Below are 21,458 nucleotides of genomic sequence, written 5' to 3'. Positions count from 1 at the left end.
AAACGGCGCGGCCGCATTATTCGAAAATCCGCTTCGGCACACAGGGGTATAGCTCAGTTGGTAGAGCGGCGGTCTCCAAAACCGCAGGTCGTAGGTTCGAGCCCTACTGCCCCTGCCATGGATCTCATGCGCAAATTGTCCACCCCCGGCCCTTGTGAATCACGGGGGCTCCGGTTATGTAGAGCTTAACAGACACGTGGCGCGTGGGGCTGGCCATCCAGCTTTTGCGCGCCCGCAGTCGTGAGCGGTACATGGCCACCAAGACTAACCCATTCACGTTCATCCAGCAGGTTCGGTCCGAGGTCGCGAAGGTGACCTGGCCGACCCGGCGCGAGACGCTCATCTCGACGGTCATGGTCTTCATCATGGTCGCCTTCGCCGCCACGTTCCTCTTCGTGTCGGATCAGCTGATCGCCTATGCGATCGGCTACATCATGGGCACCGGCCGCTGATCGCTGGACAGAAGCAGGAATTTCATGACCGCTCGCTGGTACATCGTCCACGCCTATTCGAACTTCGAGAAGAAAGTCGCTGAGTCGATCGAAGAGCAGGCCCGCCAGAAGGGGCTGACCGAAAAGTTCGAAAAGATCCTCGTGCCGACCGAGAAGGTGGTTGAGGTTCGGCGCGGCCGGAAGGTCGATTCGGAGCGCAAGTTCTTTCCGGGCTACGTGCTGGTGAAGGCTGAGCTGACCGATCAGGTCTTCTCGCTGATCAAGAACACGCCGAAGGTGACGGGTTTCCTCGGGCCGGACAACCGCCCGGTCCCGATCTCCGAATCGGAGGCGAATCGCATCCTGAATCAGGTTCAGGAGGGCGTGGAGCGTCCGAAGGCGACCGTCCTGTTCGATGTGGGCGAGCAGGTTCGTGTGTCCGACGGACCGTTCGCCTCGTTCAACGGCGTGGTTCAGGAAGTCGATCAGGAGCGCGCCCGCCTGAAGGTGGAGGTCTCCATCTTCGGCCGTGCGACACCGGTCGATCTCGAATTCGGTCAGGTCGAAAAGGTCTGACCGCTGTGGGTGGCGATGCCACCCGAACCCCGTGCGGAAGGCGGGTGGGGCTGAAGCCGGCTCCACCAAAAACCGTACCGCACTCCTGCGTGGTCGCTCCGGCGGCCGAACGGCCGGTTCGCCGGTCCAACATGAAGGCAGAAGCTAATGGCTAAGAAAGTAGCGGGCCAGCTCAAGCTGCAGGTCAAGGCCGGCTCGGCGACCCCGTCGCCGCCGATCGGTCCTGCGCTGGGTCAGCGCGGCATCAACATCATGGAGTTCTGCAAGGCGTTCAACGCGCAGACCCAGGAGATGGAAAAGGGATCGCCCGTTCCGGTCGTGATCACCTACTACGTCGACAAGTCGTTCACCTTCCAGATGAAGACGGCTCCCGTGAGCTTCTTCCTCAAGAAGGCGGCGGGCCTGACCAGCGGCTCGAAGGAGCCGGGCAAGGTCAAGGCCGGTTCGGTGACGACCGCGCAGGTGCGCGAGATCGCCGAGAAGAAGATGAAGGACCTGAACGCGAACGACGTCGATGCGGCGATGGCGATGGTGATGGGCTCCGCCCGTTCCATGGGCCTGGAAGTGGTGGGCTGAAAACCATGGCGAAGATTGGCAAGCGCATCACGAAGGCTCGTGAGGGCATCGATCGCGAGAAGCTCTACGACCTCTCCGAGGCCGTGTCGCTCCTGAAGGATCGTGCGTCGGCGAAGTTCGACGAGACGATCGAGGTCGCGATGAACCTCGGTGTCGATCCGCGTCACGCGGACCAGATGGTCCGCGGCGTCGTCAACCTGCCGAACGGCACGGGCCGCACGGTCCGCGTCGCGGTGTTCGCGCGTGGCGACAAGGCCGAAGAGGCCAAGGCTGCCGGTGCCGACATCGTGGGCGCCGAGGATCTCGTCGAGAAGGTCCAGGGCGGCCAGATCGACTTCGACCGCGCCATCGCGACCCCGGACATGATGGGTCTCGTCGGTCGCCTGGGTAAGGTGCTCGGCCCCCGTGGCCTGATGCCGAACCCGCGCGTCGGCACGGTGACGCCGGACGTCGCTGCGGCCGTCAAGGCTTCGAAGGGCGGCGCCGTCGAGTTCCGCGTCGAGAAGGCCGGCATCGTCCATGCCGGTATCGGCAAGGCGAGCTTCGGCGCCGATGCGCTGCTCGAGAACATCCGCGCTTTTGCGGATGCCGTGCAGAAGGCGAAGCCCACGGGCGCCAAGGGCAATTACGTCCAGCGCGTCGCGGTGTCCTCGACCATGGGGCCGGGCATCAAGATCGACCCGGCCACCGTTCGCGCGGCCGAGTAGTTTGAATTTCGGAAGCGGCCGACCTATCTCGGCAGCTTCCTTTGAAAGTTTCCTCGCGGCTTCGGTCGCGCGGAAAGGGGCGGGGGCTTCCTAACCCTTGCCTTCCTGTCCGAGATTGCGGGCGACGGGGCGGTTCTCGGACCGTTCCATCTTAATCGCCAAGCCCGCATGAGACGGGGAAAGATCCGAATTCGTCGGCCCTGCCGATACCTTCGGTTCGAACCTCTGAATGCCTTGCTGCGACTGCCGGTTCCATTGCGGATCCCAGAAGCCAAGGGGACAGGATCCTCGAGCGTCGTCCGATCCGTCGGACGGCTAACGGCAACCGGAGTGCAGCCGCAAGGGTGCGCTCCAACTGGAGAGTGGCAGTGGACAGAGCGGAAAAGCGCGAGTTCGTCACGGAGCTGAACGAGACCTTCAAGGGCTCGGGCGCGATCGTGGTGGCTCGTTACGCCGGTCTCACCGTCGCGCAGATGAACGACCTCCGGTCGAAGATGCGCGCGCAGGGTGGCACCGTCAAAGTCGCGAAGAACCGCCTCGCCCAAATCGCTCTTCAAGGCACGGACGCCGAGAAGATCCAGGGATTGTTTCAGGGTCAGACCCTGATCGCCTATTCCACGGATCCGATCGCGGCGCCGAAGGTGGCCAACGACTTCGCCAAGGGTAACGACAAGCTCGTGATCCTCGGCGGTGCGATGGGCACCACCGCTCTCGATGCGGAAGGGGTCAAGGCTTTGGCCGCCCTTCCGTCGCTCGACGAACTGCGTGGCAAGCTGCTGGGTATGATCCAGACCCCGGCGACCCGCATCGCAGGCGTCGTTGCAGCGCCCGCGGCTCAGCTCGCGCGCGTTTTCGCGGCGTATGCCAAGAAGGACGAAGCGGCGTGAGGCTCGTTCCTCAGCTAATTCAGAACATTCGAACCGTAAAGGAAGACTACCATGGCTGATCTCGCCAAGATCGTTGAAGACCTGTCGGCCCTGACCGTCCTCGAGGCCGCTGAGCTCTCGAAGATGCTCGAAGAGAAGTGGGGCGTCTCCGCCGCCGCTCCGGTCGCCGTTGCTGCCGCTGGCGGCGCTGGCGCCCCCGCCGCCGAGGTCGAGGAGAAGACCGAGTTCGACGTGATCCTCGCCGACGCCGGCGCGAACAAGATCAACGTCATCAAGGAAGTCCGTGCGATCACGGGCCTCGGCCTCAAGGAAGCCAAGGACCTCGTCGACGGCGCTCCGAAGCCGGTCAAGGAAGGCGCGTCGAAGGACGAGGCCGCCAAGATCAAGGACCAGCTCGAGAAGGCTGGCGCGAAGGTCGACGTCAAGTAAGACCGCCATCTGGCGTCTTGCGTCTGAAACTGGCGGGCGGGACGGCATGTTTGCCGTTCCGCCTTCCGTGCTCGGATCGAACCGAAGGCCATGACGGCCCCGATCGATCCAACGTCCACGTGCTCCGAACCCTTCGACGAGGTGGGTTCGGATGACGCGGGCGGGCCGCTACGGCGGCGCTGACGGCCCGGCCTGTCCTGCGAGGGACGGGCGATCGGCTCTCCGACGGGAGGGCACGAAATTCGAGCCCTTCGGTCAGGGGCGATGACGAGAGCAAGGAGCGACGATGTCTCAGACGACGACGTTTAGCGGTCGCAGGCGGGTGCGCAAATTCTTCGGGTCGATTCCCGAAGTCGCCGAAATGCCGAACCTCATCGAGGTTCAGAAGGCTTCCTACGATCAGTTCCTGATGGTCGACGAGCCGGAAGGCGGGCGCCCCGACGAAGGCCTGCAGTCCGTCTTCCGCTCTGTGTTCCCGATTTCCGACTTCGCCGGCAACTCGATGCTGGAATTCGTCAAGTACGAGTTCGAGCAGCCGAAGTTCGACGTCGACGAGTGCCGACAGCGCGACCTGACCTTCGCCGCGCCGCTCAAGGTGACGCTGCGCCTCATCGTGTTCGATGTCGACGAGGACACGGGTTCGAAGTCGATCAAGGACATCAAGGAGCAGGACGTCTACATGGGCGACATGCCGCTCATGACGTCCAACGGTACGTTCATCGTGAACGGCACCGAACGCGTGATCGTGTCGCAAATGCACCGCTCGCCCGGCGTGTTCTTCGACCACGACAAGGGCAAGTCGCACTCGTCGGGCAAGCTCCTGTTTGCCGCGCGCGTGATCCCGTATCGCGGTTCCTGGCTCGACATCGAGTTCGACGCCAAGGACATCGTGTTCGCCCGCATCGACCGTCGCCGCAAGATCCCCGTCTCGAGCCTTCTCATGGCGCTCGGCATGGACGGCGAGGAGATCCTGTCGACGTTCTACAACGTCATCCAGTTCCAGAAGGACAAGAACGGCTGGCGCGTGCCGTTCTCGGTCGAGCGCGTGCGCGGCCAGAAGGCGCTGACGGACCTGATCGACGCCGACAGCGGCGAGGTCTTGGTCGAGGCTGGCAAGAAGATCACCGCCCGCCAAGCGCGCCAGATCAAGGAAAAGGGCGTCGTCGCCCTTCGCGCCACCGAGGAGGATCTGTACGGGAACTACCTCGCCGAGGACATTGTCAACTACCAGACGGGCGAGATCTATCTCGAGGCCGGCGACGAGATCGACGAGAAGACGCTCAAGGTCCTGCTCGACGCGGGCCATGAGGAGATCCAGGTCCTCGACATCGACCACGTGACGGTGGGTGCGTACATCCGCAACACCCTGGCGGCCGACAAGAACGAGAACCGTCAGGACGCCCTGTTCGACATCTACCGCGTCATGCGTCCGGGCGAGCCCCCGACCATGGAAACCGCGGAGGCGATGTTCCAGTCGCTGTTCTTCGACGCGGAGCGCTATGACCTCTCGGCCGTCGGCCGCGTGAAGATGAACATGCGTCTCGACGTCAATGCCGAGGACACCGTGCGCGTGCTGCGCAAGGAGGACATCCTCGCGGTCGTGAAGACGCTGGTCGACCTGCGCGACGGCAAGGGCGAGATCGACGACATCGACAACCTCGGCAACCGCCGGGTGCGCTCGGTCGGCGAGCTCATGGAGAACCAGTACCGCGTCGGCCTCCTTCGCATGGAGCGCGCGATCAAGGAGCGCATGTCCTCGGTCGAGATCGACACGGTCATGCCGCAGGACCTGATCAACGCGAAGCCGGCGGCTGCCGCCGTGCGCGAGTTCTTCGGCTCGTCGCAGCTCTCGCAGTTCATGGACCAAACGAATCCGCTCTCCGAGATCACGCACAAGCGTCGTCTCTCGGCGCTCGGCCCCGGTGGTCTGACCCGCGAGCGCGCCGGCTTCGAGGTGCGCGACGTGCACCCGACGCACTACGGCCGTATCTGCCCGATCGAGACGCCGGAAGGCCCGAACATCGGTCTGATCAACTCGCTGGCGACGTTCGCGCGCGTCAACAAGTACGGTTTCATTGAGAGCCCCTACCGCCGCATCGTCGACGGCAAGGTGACGCAGGACGTCGTCTATCTTTCCGCCATGGAAGAGGCGAAGCACCACGTCGCGCAGGCGAACGCGGTGCTCACCGAGGACGGCAGCTTCGCCGAGGATCTCGTCATCTGCCGTCACTCGGGCGACGTCATCATGACGCCGCGCGAGAACGTCGACCTGATGGACGTGTCGCCGAAGCAGCTCGTGTCCGTCGCCGCGGCGCTGATTCCGTTCCTCGAGAACGACGACGCCAACCGCGCGCTCATGGGCTCGAACATGCAGCGTCAGGCCGTGCCGCTGGTGCGCGCCGAGGCTCCGTTCGTCGGCACCGGCATGGAGCCGATCGTCGCCCGTGACTCGGGCGCGGCCATCGCCGCGCGTCGGACCGGCATCGTCGATCAGGTGGACGCCACACGTATCGTCATCCGCGCGACCGAGGACCTCGAGTCCGGTCGCTCGGGCGTCGACATCTACCGCCTGATGAAGTTCCAGCGCTCCAACCAGTCGACCTGCATCAACCAGCGTCCGCTGGTGAAGATGGGCGACCGGGTGCGCAAGGGCGACATCATCGCCGACGGTCCGTCGACCGATCTTGGTGATCTGGCGCTCGGCCGGAACGTGCTCGTCGCGTTCATGCCGTGGAACGGCTACAACTACGAGGACTCGATCCTCCTCTCCGAGCGCATCGTCGCCGACGACGTCTTTACCTCGATCCATATCGAGGAGTTCGAGGTCATGGCGCGCGATACCAAGCTCGGACCCGAGGAGATCACGCGCGACATCCCGAACGTCTCGGAAGAAGCGCTGCGCAACCTCGACGAGGCGGGCATCGTCTACATCGGTGCCGAAGTGCAGCCGGGCGACATCCTGGTCGGCAAGATCACGCCGAAGGGCGAATCGCCGATGACGCCGGAGGAGAAGCTTCTCCGCGCCATCTTCGGCGAGAAGGCCTCGGACGTTCGTGACACGTCGAACCGCATGCCTCCGGGCACCTACGGCACGGTGGTGGAAGTGCGCGTCTTCAACCGGCACGGCGTCGAGAAGGACGAGCGTGCCATGGCGATCGAGCGCGAGGAGATCGAGCGCCTCGCCAAGGACCGCGACGACGAGCAGGCCATCCTCGACCGCAACGTCTACGGGCGTCTCGTCGAGATGCTGTCCGGCAAGGTCGCCATCGCCGGGCCGAAGGGCTTCCGCAAGGGAGCCGAGCTGTCGGCCGAGGTGATGAACGAGTACTCGCGTTCGCAGTGGTGGATGTTCGCCGTCGAGGACGAGCGTCTGCAGGGCGAGCTCGAGGCGCTGCGTCAGGTCTATGACGACTCCAAGAAGCTGCTTGAAGCCCGCTTCATGGACAAGGTCGAGAAGGTCCAGCGCGGTGACGAGCTGCCTCCGGGCGTCATGAAGCAGGTGAAGGTCTTCGTCGCCGTCAAGCGCAAGATCCAGCCGGGCGACAAGATGGCCGGCCGTCACGGCAACAAGGGTGTCGTCTCGCGCATCGTGCCGGTCGAGGACATGCCGTTCAACGCGGACGGCACGCATGTCGACATCGTTCTGAACCCGCTCGGCGTGCCCTCGCGCATGAACGTCGGTCAGATCCTGGAGACGCACCTTGGCTGGGCCTGTGCCGGCATGGGGCGCAAGATCGGCGAGATGCTGGAAGCCTACCAGCAGTCGCACGATGTCCAGCCGCTTCGGCAGGAGATCGCGGGCCTTCTGGGCGACAGCGACCGGAACGAGCGCGTGGCCAACTACGACGACGAGTCGGTGCTGACCCTCGCCAAGCAGATGAAGCGCGGCGTCTCGATCGCGACCCCCGTGTTCGACGGTGCGGTCGAGCCGGACATCGTCGCCATGCTGGAGAAGGCGGGGCTCAACGGTTCGGGTCAGGTCACGCTCTACGACGGGCGTACCGGCGAGCCGTTCGATCGCCAGGTCACGGTCGGCTACATCTACATGCTGAAGCTGCACCACCTGGTGGACGACAAGATCCACGCCCGCTCGATCGGCCCGTACTCGCTGGTCACTCAGCAGCCGCTCGGCGGCAAGGCGCAGTTCGGCGGACAGCGCTTCGGCGAGATGGAGGTCTGGGCGCTCGAGGCATACGGCGCGGCCTACACGCTGCAGGAAATGCTGACGGTGAAGTCGGACGACGTCGCGGGGCGCACCAAGGTCTACGAGTCGATCGTGCGCGGCGACGATGCGTTCGAGTCGGGCATTCCGGAGAGCTTCAACGTGCTCGTCAAGGAGATGCGCTCGCTCGGCCTCGACGTCGACCTGTCGCAGTCCGTGCCCGACCAGCTTCCGTCGAGCGCCGGCCCGCTGCAGGGCCTCCCCGACGCGGCCGAGTAGGCCGCCACGCAAAGGTCGCCTTGTGCGGCCATGGTCGGCGCCACAGCCAAAGGGCGCCGATCGGACTTTGCGGATGATCTTGGCGCCGGCTCCGCCCGGCGCGTGGCGGGGCACGAGGCCCTGAAAAGGAGACAGCACCATGAATCAAGAGGTCATGAATCTCTTCAATCCTCAGGTGCAGGCGCAGACGTTCGATTCGATCCGGATCTCGCTCGCGAGCCCGGAGAAGATTCTTTCGTGGTCGTTCGGCGAGATCAAGAAGCCGGAGACGATCAACTACCGCACGTTCAAGCCGGAGCGCGACGGCCTGTTCTGCGCGCGCATCTTCGGCCCGATCAAGGACTACGAGTGCTTGTGCGGCAAGTACAAGCGCATGAAGTACAAGGGCATCATCTGCGAGAAGTGCGGCGTCGAGGTCACCCTCTCTCGCGTGCGCCGCGAACGCATGGGCCATATCGAGCTGGCTGCGCCGGTCGCGCACATCTGGTTCCTGAAGTCGCTCCCGAGCCGCATCGGCACGCTGCTCGACATGACGCTGAAGGACATCGAGCGCGTCCTCTACTTCGAGAACTACATCGTCACCGAGCCTGGCCTCACCGCCCTGAAGGAGCATCAGCTCCTGACGGAAGAGGAGTACATGATCGCCGTCGACGAATACGGCGAGGATTCGTTCACGGCCCTGATTGGCGCCGAGGCGATCCAGGAGCTCCTCGGCTCCATGGAACTCGAGCGCATCGCGGGCGACTTGCGTGAGGAACTGGCGACCACCACGTCGGATCTGAAGCAGAAGAAGCTGATGAAGCGGCTGAAGATCGTCGAGAACTTCCTTGAGTCGGGCAACCGACCCGAGTGGATGATCATGCGCGTCGTTCCGGTGATCCCGCCGGACCTGCGCCCGCTCGTGCCGCTGGACGGCGGCCGCTTCGCGACGTCGGACCTGAACGATCTCTACCGCCGCGTCATCAACCGCAACAACCGCCTGAAGCGGCTGATCGAGCTGCGCGCGCCAGGCATCATCATCCGCAACGAGAAGCGCATGCTTCAGGAGGCGGTCGACGCGCTGTTCGACAACGGCCGTCGCGGTCGCGTCATCACGGGCGCCAACAAGCGCCCGCTGAAGTCGCTGTCCGACATGCTGAAGGGCAAGCAGGGCCGCTTCCGCCAGAACCTCCTCGGCAAGCGCGTCGACTATTCCGGCCGCTCGGTCATCGTGACGGGCCCGGAGCTGAAGCTGCACCAGTGCGGTCTGCCGAAGAAGATGGCGCTCGAGCTCTTCAAGCCCTTCATCTACGCACGCCTCGACGCCAAGGGCTTCTCCTCCACGGTGAAGCAGGCGAAGAAGCTCGTCGAGAAGGAGCGCCCGGAGGTCTGGGACATTCTGGACGAGGTCATCCGCGAGCACCCGGTTCTCTTGAACCGCGCGCCGACGCTGCACCGTCTCGGCATCCAGGCGTTCGAGCCGATCCTGATCGAGGGCAAGGCGATCCAGCTTCACCCGCTGGTCTGCACGGCCTTCAACGCGGACTTCGACGGCGACCAGATGGCGGTGCACGTGCCGCTCTCCATCGAGGCGCAGCTGGAAGCGCGCGTCCTGATGATGTCGACCAACAACATCCTGCATCCGGCGAACGGCGCACCGATCATCGTGCCGTCGCAGGACATGGTGCTGGGTCTCTACTACCTCTCGATCATGAACGAGAACGAGCCGGGCGAAGGCATGGCGTTCTCCGACATCGGCGAGATGGAGCAGGCGCTCTTCACCAAGGCGATCACGCTTCACACGAAGATCAAGGGCCGCTTCAAGACGGTCGACGCCGAAGGCAAGCCCGTCTCGAAGATCTACGAGACCACGCCGGGTCGCATGCTCATCGCGCAGCTTCTGCCGAAGACGCACAAGATCCCCTTCGACATCGCCAACGACCTGATGACGAAGAAGAACATCTCGCGTCTGATCGACCAAGTGTATCGTCACTGCGGTCAGAAGGACACGGTGATCTTCTGCGACCGCATCATGCAGCTGGGCTTCAAGCACGCCTGCATCGCCGGCATCTCCTTCGGCAAGGATGACATGGTCATCCCGGAGACGAAGCCGAAGCTGATCGGCGAGACGCAGGCGCTCGCGAAGGAATACGAGCAGCAGTACAACGACGGCCTGATCACGCAGGGCGAGAAGTACAACAAGGTGGTCGACGCCTGGGCCAAGTGCACGGACAAGATCGCCGAAGAGATGATGGGTCGCATCAAGGCGGTCGAGTTCAACCCGGAGACGGGCCGGCAGAAACCGATGAACTCGATCTACATGATGTCGCACTCCGGTGCGCGCGGCTCGCCCACGCAGATGCGCCAGCTCGGCGCGATGCGCGGCCTGATGACCAAGCCGTCCGGCGAGATCATCGAGACGCCGATCATCTCGAACTTCAAGGAAGGCCTCACGGTTCTCGAGTACTTCAACTCGACCCACGGCGCCCGCAAGGGCCTCGCGGATACGGCGCTGAAGACCGCGAACTCGGGCTACCTGACCCGCCGTCTCGTCGACGTGGCGCAGGACTGCATCATCACGCAGGCCGATTGCGGCACCGAGAACGGTCTGACCATGCAGCCCATCGTGGATGCCGGTCAGGTCGTGGCGACGCTCGGTCAGCGTATCCTCGGCCGTACCGCGCTTGAGGACATCGTGAACCCGGCCACCGGCGAAGTGCTGGTCAAGGGCGGCACGACGGTCGAAGAGCGTGACGTCGAGGTGATCGAGAAGGCGGGCGTCCAGTCCGTGAAGATCCGTTCGGCGCTGACCTGTGAGGTTCGCACCGGCATCTGCGCGATCTGCTACGGTCGCGATCTCGCGCGCGGCACGCCCGTCAACATGGGCGAGGCCGTCGGCGTCATCGCGGCGCAGTCGATCGGCGAGCCGGGCACGCAGCTCACGATGCGTACGTTCCACATGGGCGGCACGGCGCAGGTCGTCGACTCGTCGTTCCTGGAAGCCTCGTACGAGGGCACGGTCCAGATCCGCAACCGCAACGTCGTGCGCGACTCAGACGGTCGTCTCGTGGCGATGGGCCGCAACATGGCGGTCCTGATCCTCGACCCGTCCGGCAAGGAGCGTGCGTCGCACCGTATCACCTACGGTTCGCGCATCTTCGTCGACGACGGCGATCAGGTGCGTCGCGGCCAGCGTATCGCCGAGTGGGATCCGTACACCCGTCCGGTTCTCACCGAGCTCGACGGCACGGTGGAGTTCGAGGATCTGGTCGAGGGCCTGTCGGTCTCCGAGCAGGCGGACGAGTCGACCGGCATCACGAAGCGTCAGGTCATCGACTGGCGGGCCAACCCGCGCGGTGCCGATCTGAAGCCTGCGATGGTGATCCGCGCCAAGGACGGCTCGGTCGCCAAGCTCGCCCGCGGCACGGATGCCCGCTACTTCCTCTCGGTCGACGCCATTCTGTCGGTCGAGCCGGGGGCGACGGTGCGCGCCGGTGACGTTCTCTCGCGTATCCCGATGGAGTCCGCGAAGACCAAGGACATCACAGGCGGTCTGCCGCGCGTGGCCGAGTTGTTCGAGGCCCGCAAGCCGAAGGACAACGCGGTCATCGCCGAGATCGACGGCACGGTGCGGTTCGGACGCGACTACAAGAACAAGCGCCGCATCATCATCGAGCCGCACGAGGATGGCGTCGAGCCGGTCGAGTACCTGATCCCGAAGGGCAAGCCGTTCCACCTCCAGGAAGGCGACGTTATCGAGAAGGGCGACCACATCCTCGACGGCAACCCGGCACCGCACGACATCCTGGCCATCCGGGGCGTCGAGGCGCTGGCGAGCTACCTCGTAAACGAAATCCAGGAGGTCTATCGTCTCCAGGGCGTCGTGATTAACGACAAGCATATCGAGGTGATCGTTCGCCAGATGCTGCAGAAGGTCGAGATCGTGGAGTCCGGCGACTCGGGCCTCATTCCGGGCGACCATGTCGACCGGATCGAGCTCGCCGAGATGAACGAGCGCCTAGAGGAGGAGGGCAAGAAGCCCGCGTCCGGTAACCCGGTGCTGCTCGGCATCACCAAGGCCTCGCTGCAGACGCCGAGCTTCATCTCGGCGGCGTCTTTCCAGGAGACCACGCGCGTCCTCACCGAGGCGGCGGTCGCCGGCAAGATGGACACGCTGCAGGGCCTCAAGGAGAACGTCATCGTCGGCCGTCTCATCCCGGCCGGCACGGGCGGCATGATGACCCAGGTTCGTCGCATCGCGACCTCGCGCGACGACCTGATCCTCGACGACCGTCGCAAGTCGTCGAACGCGGCGGAAGCCGATCGCATGCTGACGAAGCTCACCGACGCCGCCGAATAAGGCGTTCGTCCGGCATGAGACAGGGAAGGGGCCGTTCCGATCGGGCGGCCCCTTTTCATTTTCACATCGCGCCCCATCGAGGCCCGCACAGGGTTGACGTTCGGGGACGGAATCGTTAAACACCCGCCAACAGAGCCGATGTGAGGCATCGCTTTCCTGACGACACGTCGGGGACCAGCGCTTCAAACAAGGCTTCGTTCAACGAGACGTACCATTGCTGGACGCACGATTGCGGTTTCGCCCGTGATCCTCTGCTTCAATGCCGGGCAGACCTCTTACTAGGTGAGGTCGATGCCCGGTTTCGCGCATGAGCCGATGGCTTCTCGCGTCGTGGTGCCGAACGTTCCGAACCGGGATTTGAAGAGAAGGAAGGTTGGAATGCCGACCATCAACCAGTTGATCCGGAAGCCGCGCGTTCGCCCCAGCGAGCGCAACACCGTTCCGGCGCTCCAGGCCAATCCGCAGAAGCGCGGCGTTTGCACCCGCGTCTACACCACGACCCCGAAGAAGCCGAACTCGGCTCTCCGTAAGGTCGCCAAGGTCCGTCTGGTCAATGGCTTCGAAGTCATCGGCTATATCCCGGGCGAGGGGCACAACCTTCAGGAGCACTCCGTGGTGATGATCCGCGGCGGCCGCGTGAAGGATCTTCCCGGCGTTCGCTACCACATCATCCGCGGCGTGCTCGACACGCAGGGCGTCAAGGACCGTCGTCAGCGTCGTTCGAAGTACGGCGCGAAGCGTCCGAAGTAAGCCCGAACGACCGTCCGAGATTGAGAGACTAGAATATGTCCCGTCGTCACTCTGCCGAGAAGCGTGAGATCAACCCGGATCCGAAGTTCGGCGATCTGGTTGTCACGAAGTTCATGAACGCCGTCATGTACGACGGCAAGAAGTCGGTCGCCGAGACCATCGTTTACGGCGCCTTCGACGTCGTGAACCAGAAGACCCGCCAGGACGCGATCGCGATCTTCCATCAGGCGCTCGACAACGTTGCGCCGCACGTGGAAGTCCGTTCGCGCCGCGTCGGCGGCGCCACCTATCAGGTCCCGGTCGACGTCCGTCCGGAGCGCCGTCAGGCCCTCGCCATCCGCTGGCTCATTACCGCTGCCCGCAACCGCAACGAGACCACGATGGTGGATCGTCTGTCGGGCGAACTGATGGATGCTGCCAACAACCGCGGCACCGCCGTGAAGAAGCGCGAAGACACGCACCGCATGGCGGAAGCGAACCGCGCCTTCTCGCACTACCGCTGGTAAGCCACTCTTCTCTTCGAAAGGCGACGCCCCATGGCCCGCGAATATAAGATCGAAGACTACCGCAATTTCGGCATCATGGCCCACATCGATGCCGGCAAGACGACGACGACCGAGCGTATCCTCTACTATACCGGCAAGTCCCACAAGATCGGCGAAGTCCACGACGGCGCCGCGACCATGGACTGGATGGAGCAGGAGCAGGAGCGCGGCATCACGATCACGTCCGCTGCGACCACGACCTTCTGGGAAGGCCGCGACGGCAAGAAGCGCCGCTTCAACATCATCGACACCCCGGGACACGTCGACTTCACGATCGAGGTCGAGCGTTCTCTGCGCGTGCTCGACGGCGCGATCGCGCTGCTGGACGCCAATGCCGGCGTGGAGCCGCAGACCGAGACGGTCTGGCGCCAGGCCGACAAGTACAACGTCCCGCGCATGATGTTCGTCAACAAGATGGACAAGACCGGCGCGGACTTCTACCGCTGCGTCGAGATGGTCAAGACGCGCCTCGGCGCGAAGGCCATCGTCGTCCAGCTGCCGATCGGTGCCGAGAACGAGTTCAAGGGCGTCGTCGATCTGATCGAGATGAACGCCCTCATCTGGCGCGACGAGTCGCTCGGCGCCCAGTGGGACGTCGTCGAAATCCCGGACGACCTCAAGGACAAGGCCGCCGAGTATCGCGAGCTCATGATCGAGACCGCGGTCGAGGTCGACGAGGCCGCGATGGAAGCCTACCTCGAGGGCAACATGCCTTCGAATGAGCAGCTGCGCGCGCTGATCCGCAAGGGCACCTGCGAGGTGACCTTCACGCCGATCTTCTGCGGCTCGGCCTTCAAGAACAAGGGCGTCCAGCCGCTTCTCGACGGCGTCGTCGAGTTCCTGCCGTCGCCGGTCGACGTGCCCGCCATCAAGGGCATCGATCCGAAGACCGAGGCCGAGACGAGCCGCGTGTCGTCGGATGAAGAGCCGCTCTCGATGCTGGCCTTCAAGATCATGAACGACCCGTTCGTCGGTTCGCTCACCTTCTGCCGCATCTACTCCGGCAAGCTCACAAAGGGCACCGGCGTCCAGAACACGGTGAAGGAGAAGAAGGAGCGCATCGGGCGTATGCTGCAGATGCACTCCAACTCGCGTGAAGACATCGAAGAGGCGTATGCCGGCGACATCGTCGCCCTGGCCGGTCTCAAGGAAGTCACCACGGGCGACACGCTCTGCGATCCGCTGAAGCCGGTCATCCTCGAGCGCATGGAATTCCCCGATCCGGTCATCGAGATCGCGATCGAGCCGAAGACCAAGGGCGACCAGGAGAAGATGGGCCTCGCGCTCAACCGTCTTGCGGCCGAGGATCCGTCCTTCCGCGTCAAGACGGACGAGGAGTCCGGGCAGACGATCATCGCCGGCATGGGCGAGCTTCATCTCGACATCCTCGTCGACCGCATGAAGCGCGAGTTCAAGGTCGAGGCGAACATCGGCGCCCCGCAGGTGGCCTACCGCGAGACGATCACCCGCGCCGCGGATGTGGACTACACGCACAAGAAGCAGACCGGTGGTACCGGCCAGTTCGCCCGCGTGAAGCTGCATATCGAGCCGGGCGAGCCGACCACGGGCTTCGTGTTCGAGTCGAAGATCATCGGCGGTGCGGTTCCGAAGGAATACGTGCCGGGCGTCCAGAAGGGTATCGCTTCGGTGATGACCTCGGGTCCGCTCGCGGGCTTCCCGATGGTCGACATCAAGGCCGAGCTGATGGACGGTGCCTACCACGACGTCGACTCGTCGGTGCTGGCCTTCGAAATCGCCTCGCGCGCCGGCTTCCGCGAAGCCATCGCCAAGGCGGGTCCGAAGCTTCTCGAGCCGATCATGAAGGTCGAGGTCGTGACGCCGGAAGACTACGTCGGTGACGTTATCGGCGATCTGAACTCCCGCCGTGGCCAGATCCAGGGCACCGAGGCTCGCGGCATCGCGACCGTGGTGAACGCGATGGTGCCGCTGGCCAACATGTTCGGCTACGTCAACACGCTCCGCTCGATGTCGCAGGGCCGTGCGCAGTACACGATGCAGTTCGACCACTACGAGCAGGTGCCGAACCAGGTCGCCGAAGAAATCCAGAAGAAGTACGCCTGAGGCCTCCGGCCTCGGCGACAACCCTCTGAAGCCCTCACGGGCGCGTGAATTGGAGAGCCTCAAATGGCGAAGAGCAAATTCGAGCGTAACAAGCCGCATGTGAACATCGGGACGATTGGTCACGTTGATCACGGGAAGACGTCGCTGACGGCGGCGATCACGAAGTACTTCGGCGAGTTCCGCGCGTACGACCAGATCGACGCGGCGCCGGAGGAGAAGGCGCGCGGCATCACGATCTCGACGGCGCACGTCGAGTACGAGACGGAGAACCGTCACTACGCGCACGTCGACTGCCCGGGGCACGCCGACTACGTGAAGAACATGATCACGGGCGCGGCGCAGATGGACGGCGCGATCCTGGTCTGCTCGGCGGCCGACGGCCCGATGCCGCAGACGCGCGAGCACATCCTCCTGGCGCGCCAGGTCGGCGTTCCGGCGCTGGTGGTGTTCCTGAACAAGGTGGACCAGGTCGACGACGCCGAGCTTCTGGAGCTCGTCGAGCTCGAGGTGCGTGAGCTTCTGTCGTCCTACGACTTCCCGGGCGACGACGTTCCGATCGTCAAGGGCTCGGCGCTGGCCGCTCTCGAGGACTCCAACAAGGAGATCGGTGAGGACGCGGTTCGCGAGCTGATGAAGCAGGTCGACGCCTACATCCCGACGCCCGAGCGTCCGATCAACATGCCGTTCCTGATGCCGATCGAGGACGTGTTCTCGATCTCGGGCCGCGGCACGGTGGTGACGGGTCGCGTCGAGCGCGGCATCGTGAAGGTTGGCGAGGAAGTCGAGATCGTCGGCATCCGCGACAACAAGAAGACGACGGTGACGGGCGTCGAGATGTTCCGCAAGCTGCTGGACCAGGGCCAGGCGGGCGACAACATCGGCGCGCTGATCCGCGGCGTGGACCGTGAGGGCGTCGAGCGCGGGCAGGTCCTGTGCAAGCCGGGTTCGGTGAAGCCGCACACGCGCTTCATGGCAGAGGCGTACATCCTGACGAAGGAGGAGGGCGGCCGCCATACGCCGTTCTTCACGAACTACCGCCCGCAGTTCTACTTCCGCACGACGGACGTGACGGGCGTGGTGACGCTGCCGGAGGGCACCGAGATGGTGATGCCGGGCGACAACGTGACGATGGACGTCAAGCTGATCGTTCCGATCGCGATGGAAGAGAAGCTGCGCTTCGCCATCCGCGAGGGCGGCCGCACCGTCGGCGCCGGTATCGTCGCATCGATCGTCGAGTAAGACTCGGCCTCTTGAAATCAAGGGCGCGGCGGTCTACACCGCCGCGTTCTCTTTGCCCTACGGGGCGGTTCGGGCGCCGTTCAGGCGTCCGGTTTGATTGGCTGAAGACTGTTTAGCGATCGGAAAGCGCCGGCACTCCGGCATGGCTCCGACGGAAGGACGAATGCAATGAACGGCCAGAATATTCGCATCCGCCTGAAGGCGTTCGACCACCGTGTGCTCGACGCTTCCACCCGCGAGATCGTATCGACGGCAAAGCGCACCGGCGCCAACGTGCGCGGGCCCATCCCGCTGCCGACCCGTATCGAGAAGTTTACGGTCAACCGCTCGCCCCACGTGGACAAGAAGTCCCGCGAGCAGTTCGAAATGCGCACCCACAAGCGGCTGCTCGACATCGTCGACCCCACGCCGCAGACGGTCGATGCGCTGATGAAGCTCGACCTCGCCGCAGGCGTCGACGTCGAGATCAAGCTCTAACGAGCGGACAAGAACCGGCAGGACCTCTCTGGGTCTCATGGTTCCTCTGGAGATAGAACGAGAATGCGTTCAGGTTTGATTGCACAGAAGGTCGGCATGACCCGCATCTACAATGATGCGGGCGAGCATGTGCCGGTCACGGTTCTCAAGGTCGAGAACCTCCAGGTCGTGGGGCAGCGCACCCAGGACAAGAACGGGTACACCGCCGTTCAGCTCGGTGTCGGCACCGCCAAGGTGAAGAACACCTCGAAGGCGATGCGCGGCGTGTTCGCCCAGGCCGCCGTCGAGCCGAAGCGCAAGATGGCCGAGTTCCGCGTGTCGGACGACAACCTCATCGACGTGGGCGCCGAGATCACGGCCGACCACTTCGTCGCGGGCCAGCTGGTGGACGTCACCGGCACCTCGATCGGTAAGGGTTTCGCCGGCGTCATGAAGCGCCACAACTTCGGTGGTCTTCGCGCGACGCACGGCGTGTCCGTGTCGCACCGCTCGCACGGTTCGACCGGTCAGCGCCAAGATCCGGGCAAGGTCTTCAAGAACAAGAAGATGGCCGGCCACATGGGTCAGACCCGCGTGACGACGCAGAACCTCGAGGTCGTCCGCACGGACGCCGAGAAGGGCCTCCTCCTGATCCGCGGCGCCGTGCCGGGCTCGAAGGGCGGCTGGATCCTCGTCCGTGATGCGGTCAAGGCGAAGCTCCCCGAGAACGCCCCCAAGCCGGCTGCCCTGCGCCAGGCCGCCAACAACGGCGCTTCGGCCGCTTCCGAGGGAACCGAGTAATGGACATCAAGATCAAGACCCTCGCCGGCGCCGAAGCCGGTTCGGTGACCCTCGCTGACGAGATCTTCGGTCTCGAGCCGCGCGAGGACATCCTGCAGCGTATGGTTCGCTACCAGCTCGCCAAGCGCCAGCAGGGCACGCACCAGTCGCTCGGTCGCGCGGAGATCGCCCGCACGGGTGCCAAGCTCTACAAGCAGAAGGGCACCGGCCGCGCTCGTCACGGCTCGGCTCGTGCGCCGCAGTTCCGCGGCGGCGGCAAGGCCCACGGCCCGGTCTCGCGCAGCCACGCTCACGACCTTCCCAAGAAGGTGCGCGCGCTCGCGCTCAAGCATGCCCTCTCGGCGAAGGCCAAGTCGGGCGGCCTGATCGTCATCGACGATCTGACTTCGGCCGACGGCAAGACCAAAGCGGTGCTGGCTCAGTTCGCGGGCCTCGGCCTGACGAACGCGCTGATCATCGGCGGCGCGCAGTTGAACGAGAACTTCGCTCGCTCGGCCCGCAACATCCCGAACATCGACGTGCTGCCGGTTCAGGGCATCAACGTTTACGACATTCTGCGCCGTCAGACGCTTGTCCTGTCGAAGGCTGCCGTCGAGGCCCTCGAGGAGCGCTTCAAATGAGCGATCTGCGCCATTACGACGTCATTACGAGCCCGGTGATCACTGAGAAGTCGACGCTGGTCTCCGAGTTCAACCAAGTGATCTTCAACGTTGCGAAGACCGCGACCAAGCCGCAGATCAAGGCGGCCGTCGAGGCTCTGTTCGGGGTCAAGGTCACTGCCGTCAACACCCTCGTCCGCAAGGGCAAGGTGCGGCGTTTCCGCGGCCGTCCGGGCCGCCAGAGCGACCAGAAGAAGGCGATCGTGACGCTGGCCGAAGGCCAGTCTATCGACGTCTCGACCGGTCTCTGACGGCTGGCTGCGAGGATAGAAGATCATGGCACTGAAGAACTTCAAGCCGGTCACCCCGAGCACCCGCCAGCTGGTGCTGGTCGACCGCTCCGGCCTTTGGAAGGGCAAGCCGGTCAAGCAGCTGACCGAGGGCCTGCACTCCAGCGGCGGCCGCAACAACATGGGTCGCATCACCGCTCGCTATCAAGGCGGCGGTCACAAGCGCACCTATCGCATGATCGACTTCAAGCGTCGCAAGCTTGATGTCGTCGCGACGGTGGAGCGCCTCGAGTACGATCCGAACCGCACCGCGTTCATCGCGCTGATCCGCTACGAGGACGGCGAGCTGTCCTACATCCTGGCTCCGCAGCGTCTGGCTGCCGGCGACAAGGTGGTGGCAGGTCTCACCGGCATCGACGTGAAGCCGGGGAACGCTATGCCGCTGTCGGCGATGCCGGTCGGCACCATCATCCACAACGTTGAGATGAAGCCGATGAAGGGCGGCCAGATCGCCCGTTCGGCTGGCGCATACGCCCAGCTCGTCGGTCGTGACCAGGGCATGGCGATCCTTCGCCTAAACTCGGGTGAGCAGCGCCTCGTGTCGGGTTCGTGCTTCGCCACGGTCGGTGCCGTGTCCAACCCGGACCACGGCAACATCAACCTCGGCAAGGCGGGCCGCTCTGTCTGGCTCGGTCGCCGCCCGCACGTTCGCGGCGTCGCGATGAACCCGGTCGATCACCCGCACGGCGGTGGTGAGGGTCGCACCTCGGGTGGTCGCCACCCGGTCACCCCGTGGGGCAAGCCGACGAAGGGCAAGCGCACGCGCCAGAACAAGGCGACCGACAAGTTCATCATGCGCTCGCGCCATCAGCGCAAGAAGTAAGGGAAACACTCCATGACACGTTCCGTCTGGAAAGGTCCGTTCGTTGATGGCTACCTCCTGAAGAAGGCCGAAAAGGTCCGCTCGGGTGGTCGCAGCGAAGTCATCAAGATCTGGAGCCGTCGCTCCACGATCCTGCCGCAGTTCGTTGGCCTGACGTTCGGCGTCTACAACGGCAACAAGCACATCCCGGTCTCGGTGAACGAGGACATGGTCGGACACAAGTTCGGCGAGTTCTCCCCGACCCGTACCTATTACGGCCACGGCGCCGACAAGAAGGCGAAGAGGAAGTAACATGGGCAAGGCCAAGGCCGAGCGCGTGCTCAAGGACAACGAGGCGAAGGCTGTCGCCCGTACGATCCGCGTGAGCCCGCAGAAACTGAACCTCGTCGCGCAGATGATCCGCGGCAAGAAGGTGGATCGCGCTCTCGCGGACCTGACCTTCTCGCGCAAGCGGATCGCCGAGACGGTGAAGAAGACGCTGGAAAGCGCCATCGCGAACGCCGAGAACAACCACCATCTCGACGTCGACACGCTGGTCGTCGCCGAGGCGTTCGTCGGCAAGTCGATCACGATGAAGCGTTTCCACGCCCGCGGTCGCGGTCGGGCGAGCCGGGTCGAGAAGCCGTTCTCGCACCTGACGATCATCGTCCGCGAGAAGGCCGAAGAGGAGGCCGCGTAATGGGTCAGAAAGTCAATCCGATCGGCCTGCGCCTCGGCATCAACCGGACCTGGGACTCCCGCTGGTTCGCCAACACCGGCGAGTACGGCCAGTTGCTCCACGAGGACCTTGCGATCCGCAAGTACCTCCTCAGCGAGCTGAAGCAGGCGGCGGTCTCCAAGATCGTCATCGAGCGCCCGCACAAGAAGTGCCGCATCACGATCCACTCGGCGCGTCCGGGCATCGTGATCGGCAAGAAGGGCGCGGACATCGAGAAGCTTCGCAAGAAGCTGTCGGCGATGACCAACGCGGAGACGCACATCAACATCGTCGAGGTCCGGAAGCCCGAGACCGATGCGACGCTGGTGGCGCAGTCGATCGCCCAGCAGCTGGAGCGCCGCATCGCGTTCCGCCGCGCCATGAAGCGCGCCGTGCAGTCGGCGATGCGCCTCGGCGCCGAGGGTATCCGCATCAACTGCGGCGGTCGTCTCGGCGGCGCGGAAATCGCCCGCATGGAATGGTACCGCGAGGGCCGCGTCCCGCTGCATACGCTTCGTGCGGATGTTGACTACGGGACCGCGGAAGCCCATACGGCGTACGGTGTCTGCGGCGTGAAGGTCTGGATCTTCAAGGGCGAGATCCTGGAGCACGATCCGATGGCTTCCGAGCGTCGTGCGGTCGAGGGCGACGGCTCGAACTCCGGTGGCGGCAATAACCGTCGTCGTGAGCGCGAGCGCGAGCACGCCTGATAGTCGAAGTTTCGGAGTAA

20 protein-coding genes and 1 tRNA gene are annotated in these 21,458 nt (G+C 64.4%); all 21 read left to right on the top strand.

Features of this window, described 5'->3' with window-relative positions; genetic code table 11:
• Positions 1-42: 42 nt before the first annotated feature.
• The 21 genes from ACLNGM_RS16620 to rpsC all read left to right on the top strand — a co-directional run bounded on the left by ACLNGM_RS16620 (position 43) and on the right by rpsC (position 21,438).
• Positions 43-118 (top strand) — tRNA-Trp (locus tag ACLNGM_RS16620).
• 133 nt (positions 119-251) lie between these two features.
• The gene (gene secE, locus ACLNGM_RS16615) at positions 252-452 is read left to right on the top strand and encodes a preprotein translocase subunit SecE (protein WP_055889340.1); all 201 of its coding nucleotides are present in this window, start codon (positions 252-254) and stop codon (positions 450-452) included.
• Between the two features lie 24 nt (positions 453-476).
• Positions 477-1,007, top strand: a complete 531-nt coding sequence (gene nusG / locus ACLNGM_RS16610; RefSeq protein ID WP_055889342.1) for a transcription termination/antitermination protein NusG — start codon at positions 477-479, stop codon at positions 1,005-1,007.
• 147 nt (positions 1,008-1,154) lie between these two features.
• Positions 1,155-1,583, top strand: a complete 429-nt coding sequence (gene rplK, locus ACLNGM_RS16605; RefSeq protein WP_055889343.1) for a 50S ribosomal protein L11 — start codon at positions 1,155-1,157, stop codon at positions 1,581-1,583.
• A 5-nt stretch (positions 1,584-1,588) separates the two neighbouring features.
• Positions 1,589-2,290 carry a 50S ribosomal protein L1 gene (rplA, locus tag ACLNGM_RS16600; protein WP_416355764.1) on the top strand — a complete coding sequence of 234 codons (702 nt, stop codon included), beginning with the start codon at positions 1,589-1,591 and terminating at the stop codon, positions 2,288-2,290.
• 368 nt (positions 2,291-2,658) lie between these two features.
• Positions 2,659-3,177, top strand: a complete 519-nt coding sequence (gene rplJ, locus ACLNGM_RS16595) for a 50S ribosomal protein L10 (RefSeq protein WP_090966814.1) — start codon at positions 2,659-2,661, stop codon at positions 3,175-3,177.
• 51 nt (positions 3,178-3,228) lie between these two features.
• Positions 3,229-3,606, top strand: coding sequence for a 50S ribosomal protein L7/L12 (gene rplL / locus ACLNGM_RS16590; protein ID WP_090966815.1), 378 nt, complete (start codon positions 3,229-3,231; stop codon positions 3,604-3,606).
• Positions 3,607-3,892: 286 nt separating this feature from the next.
• Positions 3,893-8,047, top strand: coding sequence for a DNA-directed RNA polymerase subunit beta (gene rpoB / locus ACLNGM_RS16585; protein WP_090966817.1), 4,155 nt, complete (start codon positions 3,893-3,895; stop codon positions 8,045-8,047).
• 139 nt (positions 8,048-8,186) lie between these two features.
• A complete protein-coding gene (gene rpoC / locus ACLNGM_RS16580) occupies positions 8,187-12,386 on the top strand; it encodes a DNA-directed RNA polymerase subunit beta' (RefSeq protein WP_090966819.1) in 4,200 nt (1,399 codons plus the stop codon).
• A gap of 378 nt (positions 12,387-12,764) precedes the next feature.
• Positions 12,765-13,136, top strand: a complete 372-nt coding sequence (gene rpsL, locus ACLNGM_RS16575; protein WP_019998957.1) for a 30S ribosomal protein S12 — start codon at positions 12,765-12,767, stop codon at positions 13,134-13,136.
• 35 nt (positions 13,137-13,171) lie between these two features.
• Complete coding sequence (rpsG, locus tag ACLNGM_RS16570) at positions 13,172-13,642, top strand: 30S ribosomal protein S7 (RefSeq protein ID WP_055889358.1); 471 nt, start codon at positions 13,172-13,174, stop codon at positions 13,640-13,642.
• 30 nt (positions 13,643-13,672) lie between these two features.
• Positions 13,673-15,763, top strand: a complete 2,091-nt coding sequence (gene fusA / locus ACLNGM_RS16565) for an elongation factor G (RefSeq protein ID WP_090966821.1) — start codon at positions 13,673-13,675, stop codon at positions 15,761-15,763.
• Positions 15,764-15,826: 63 nt separating this feature from the next.
• Positions 15,827-17,002 (top strand): elongation factor Tu, encoded by a 1,176-nt coding sequence (gene tuf / locus ACLNGM_RS16560; RefSeq protein ID WP_090957917.1) that lies wholly within the window; start codon positions 15,827-15,829, stop codon positions 17,000-17,002.
• A 168-nt stretch (positions 17,003-17,170) separates the two neighbouring features.
• Positions 17,171-17,479, top strand: coding sequence for a 30S ribosomal protein S10 (gene rpsJ, locus ACLNGM_RS16555; RefSeq protein ID WP_006205468.1), 309 nt, complete (start codon positions 17,171-17,173; stop codon positions 17,477-17,479).
• A 63-nt stretch (positions 17,480-17,542) separates the two neighbouring features.
• Positions 17,543-18,259 (top strand): 50S ribosomal protein L3, encoded by a 717-nt coding sequence (gene rplC, locus ACLNGM_RS16550; RefSeq protein WP_416355763.1) that lies wholly within the window; start codon positions 17,543-17,545, stop codon positions 18,257-18,259.
• Positions 18,259-18,879 (top strand): 50S ribosomal protein L4, encoded by a 621-nt coding sequence (gene rplD, locus ACLNGM_RS16545; protein ID WP_055885488.1) that lies wholly within the window; start codon positions 18,259-18,261, stop codon positions 18,877-18,879. Before rplC ends, rplD begins: the two co-directional genes overlap by 1 nt.
• Complete coding sequence (locus ACLNGM_RS16540) at positions 18,876-19,169, top strand: 50S ribosomal protein L23 (RefSeq protein WP_055885492.1); 294 nt, start codon at positions 18,876-18,878, stop codon at positions 19,167-19,169. Before rplD ends, ACLNGM_RS16540 begins: the two co-directional genes overlap by 4 nt.
• A 25-nt stretch (positions 19,170-19,194) precedes the next feature.
• Entirely contained in the window at positions 19,195-20,031 is an 837-nt protein-coding gene (rplB, locus tag ACLNGM_RS16535; RefSeq protein ID WP_055885495.1) for a 50S ribosomal protein L2, read from the top strand.
• Positions 20,032-20,043: 12 nt separating this feature from the next.
• Positions 20,044-20,322, top strand: a complete 279-nt coding sequence (gene rpsS, locus ACLNGM_RS16530; RefSeq protein ID WP_055885498.1) for a 30S ribosomal protein S19 — start codon at positions 20,044-20,046, stop codon at positions 20,320-20,322.
• A 1-nt stretch (position 20,323) separates the two neighbouring features.
• The gene (gene rplV, locus ACLNGM_RS16525; RefSeq protein ID WP_416355762.1) at positions 20,324-20,710 is read left to right on the top strand and encodes a 50S ribosomal protein L22; all 387 of its coding nucleotides are present in this window, start codon (positions 20,324-20,326) and stop codon (positions 20,708-20,710) included.
• The gene (gene rpsC / locus ACLNGM_RS16520) at positions 20,710-21,438 is read left to right on the top strand and encodes a 30S ribosomal protein S3 (protein WP_090964413.1); all 729 of its coding nucleotides are present in this window, start codon (positions 20,710-20,712) and stop codon (positions 21,436-21,438) included. The genes rplV and rpsC overlap by 1 nt, the downstream gene beginning before the upstream one ends.
• Positions 21,439-21,458: the final 20 nt, after the last annotated feature.

Source organism: Aureimonas phyllosphaerae (assembly GCF_047943035.1).
Classification (GTDB): Bacteria; Pseudomonadota; Alphaproteobacteria; order Rhizobiales; family Rhizobiaceae; genus Aureimonas; species Aureimonas phyllosphaerae.
This window is presented reverse-complemented; position numbering and strand designations above follow the sequence as displayed.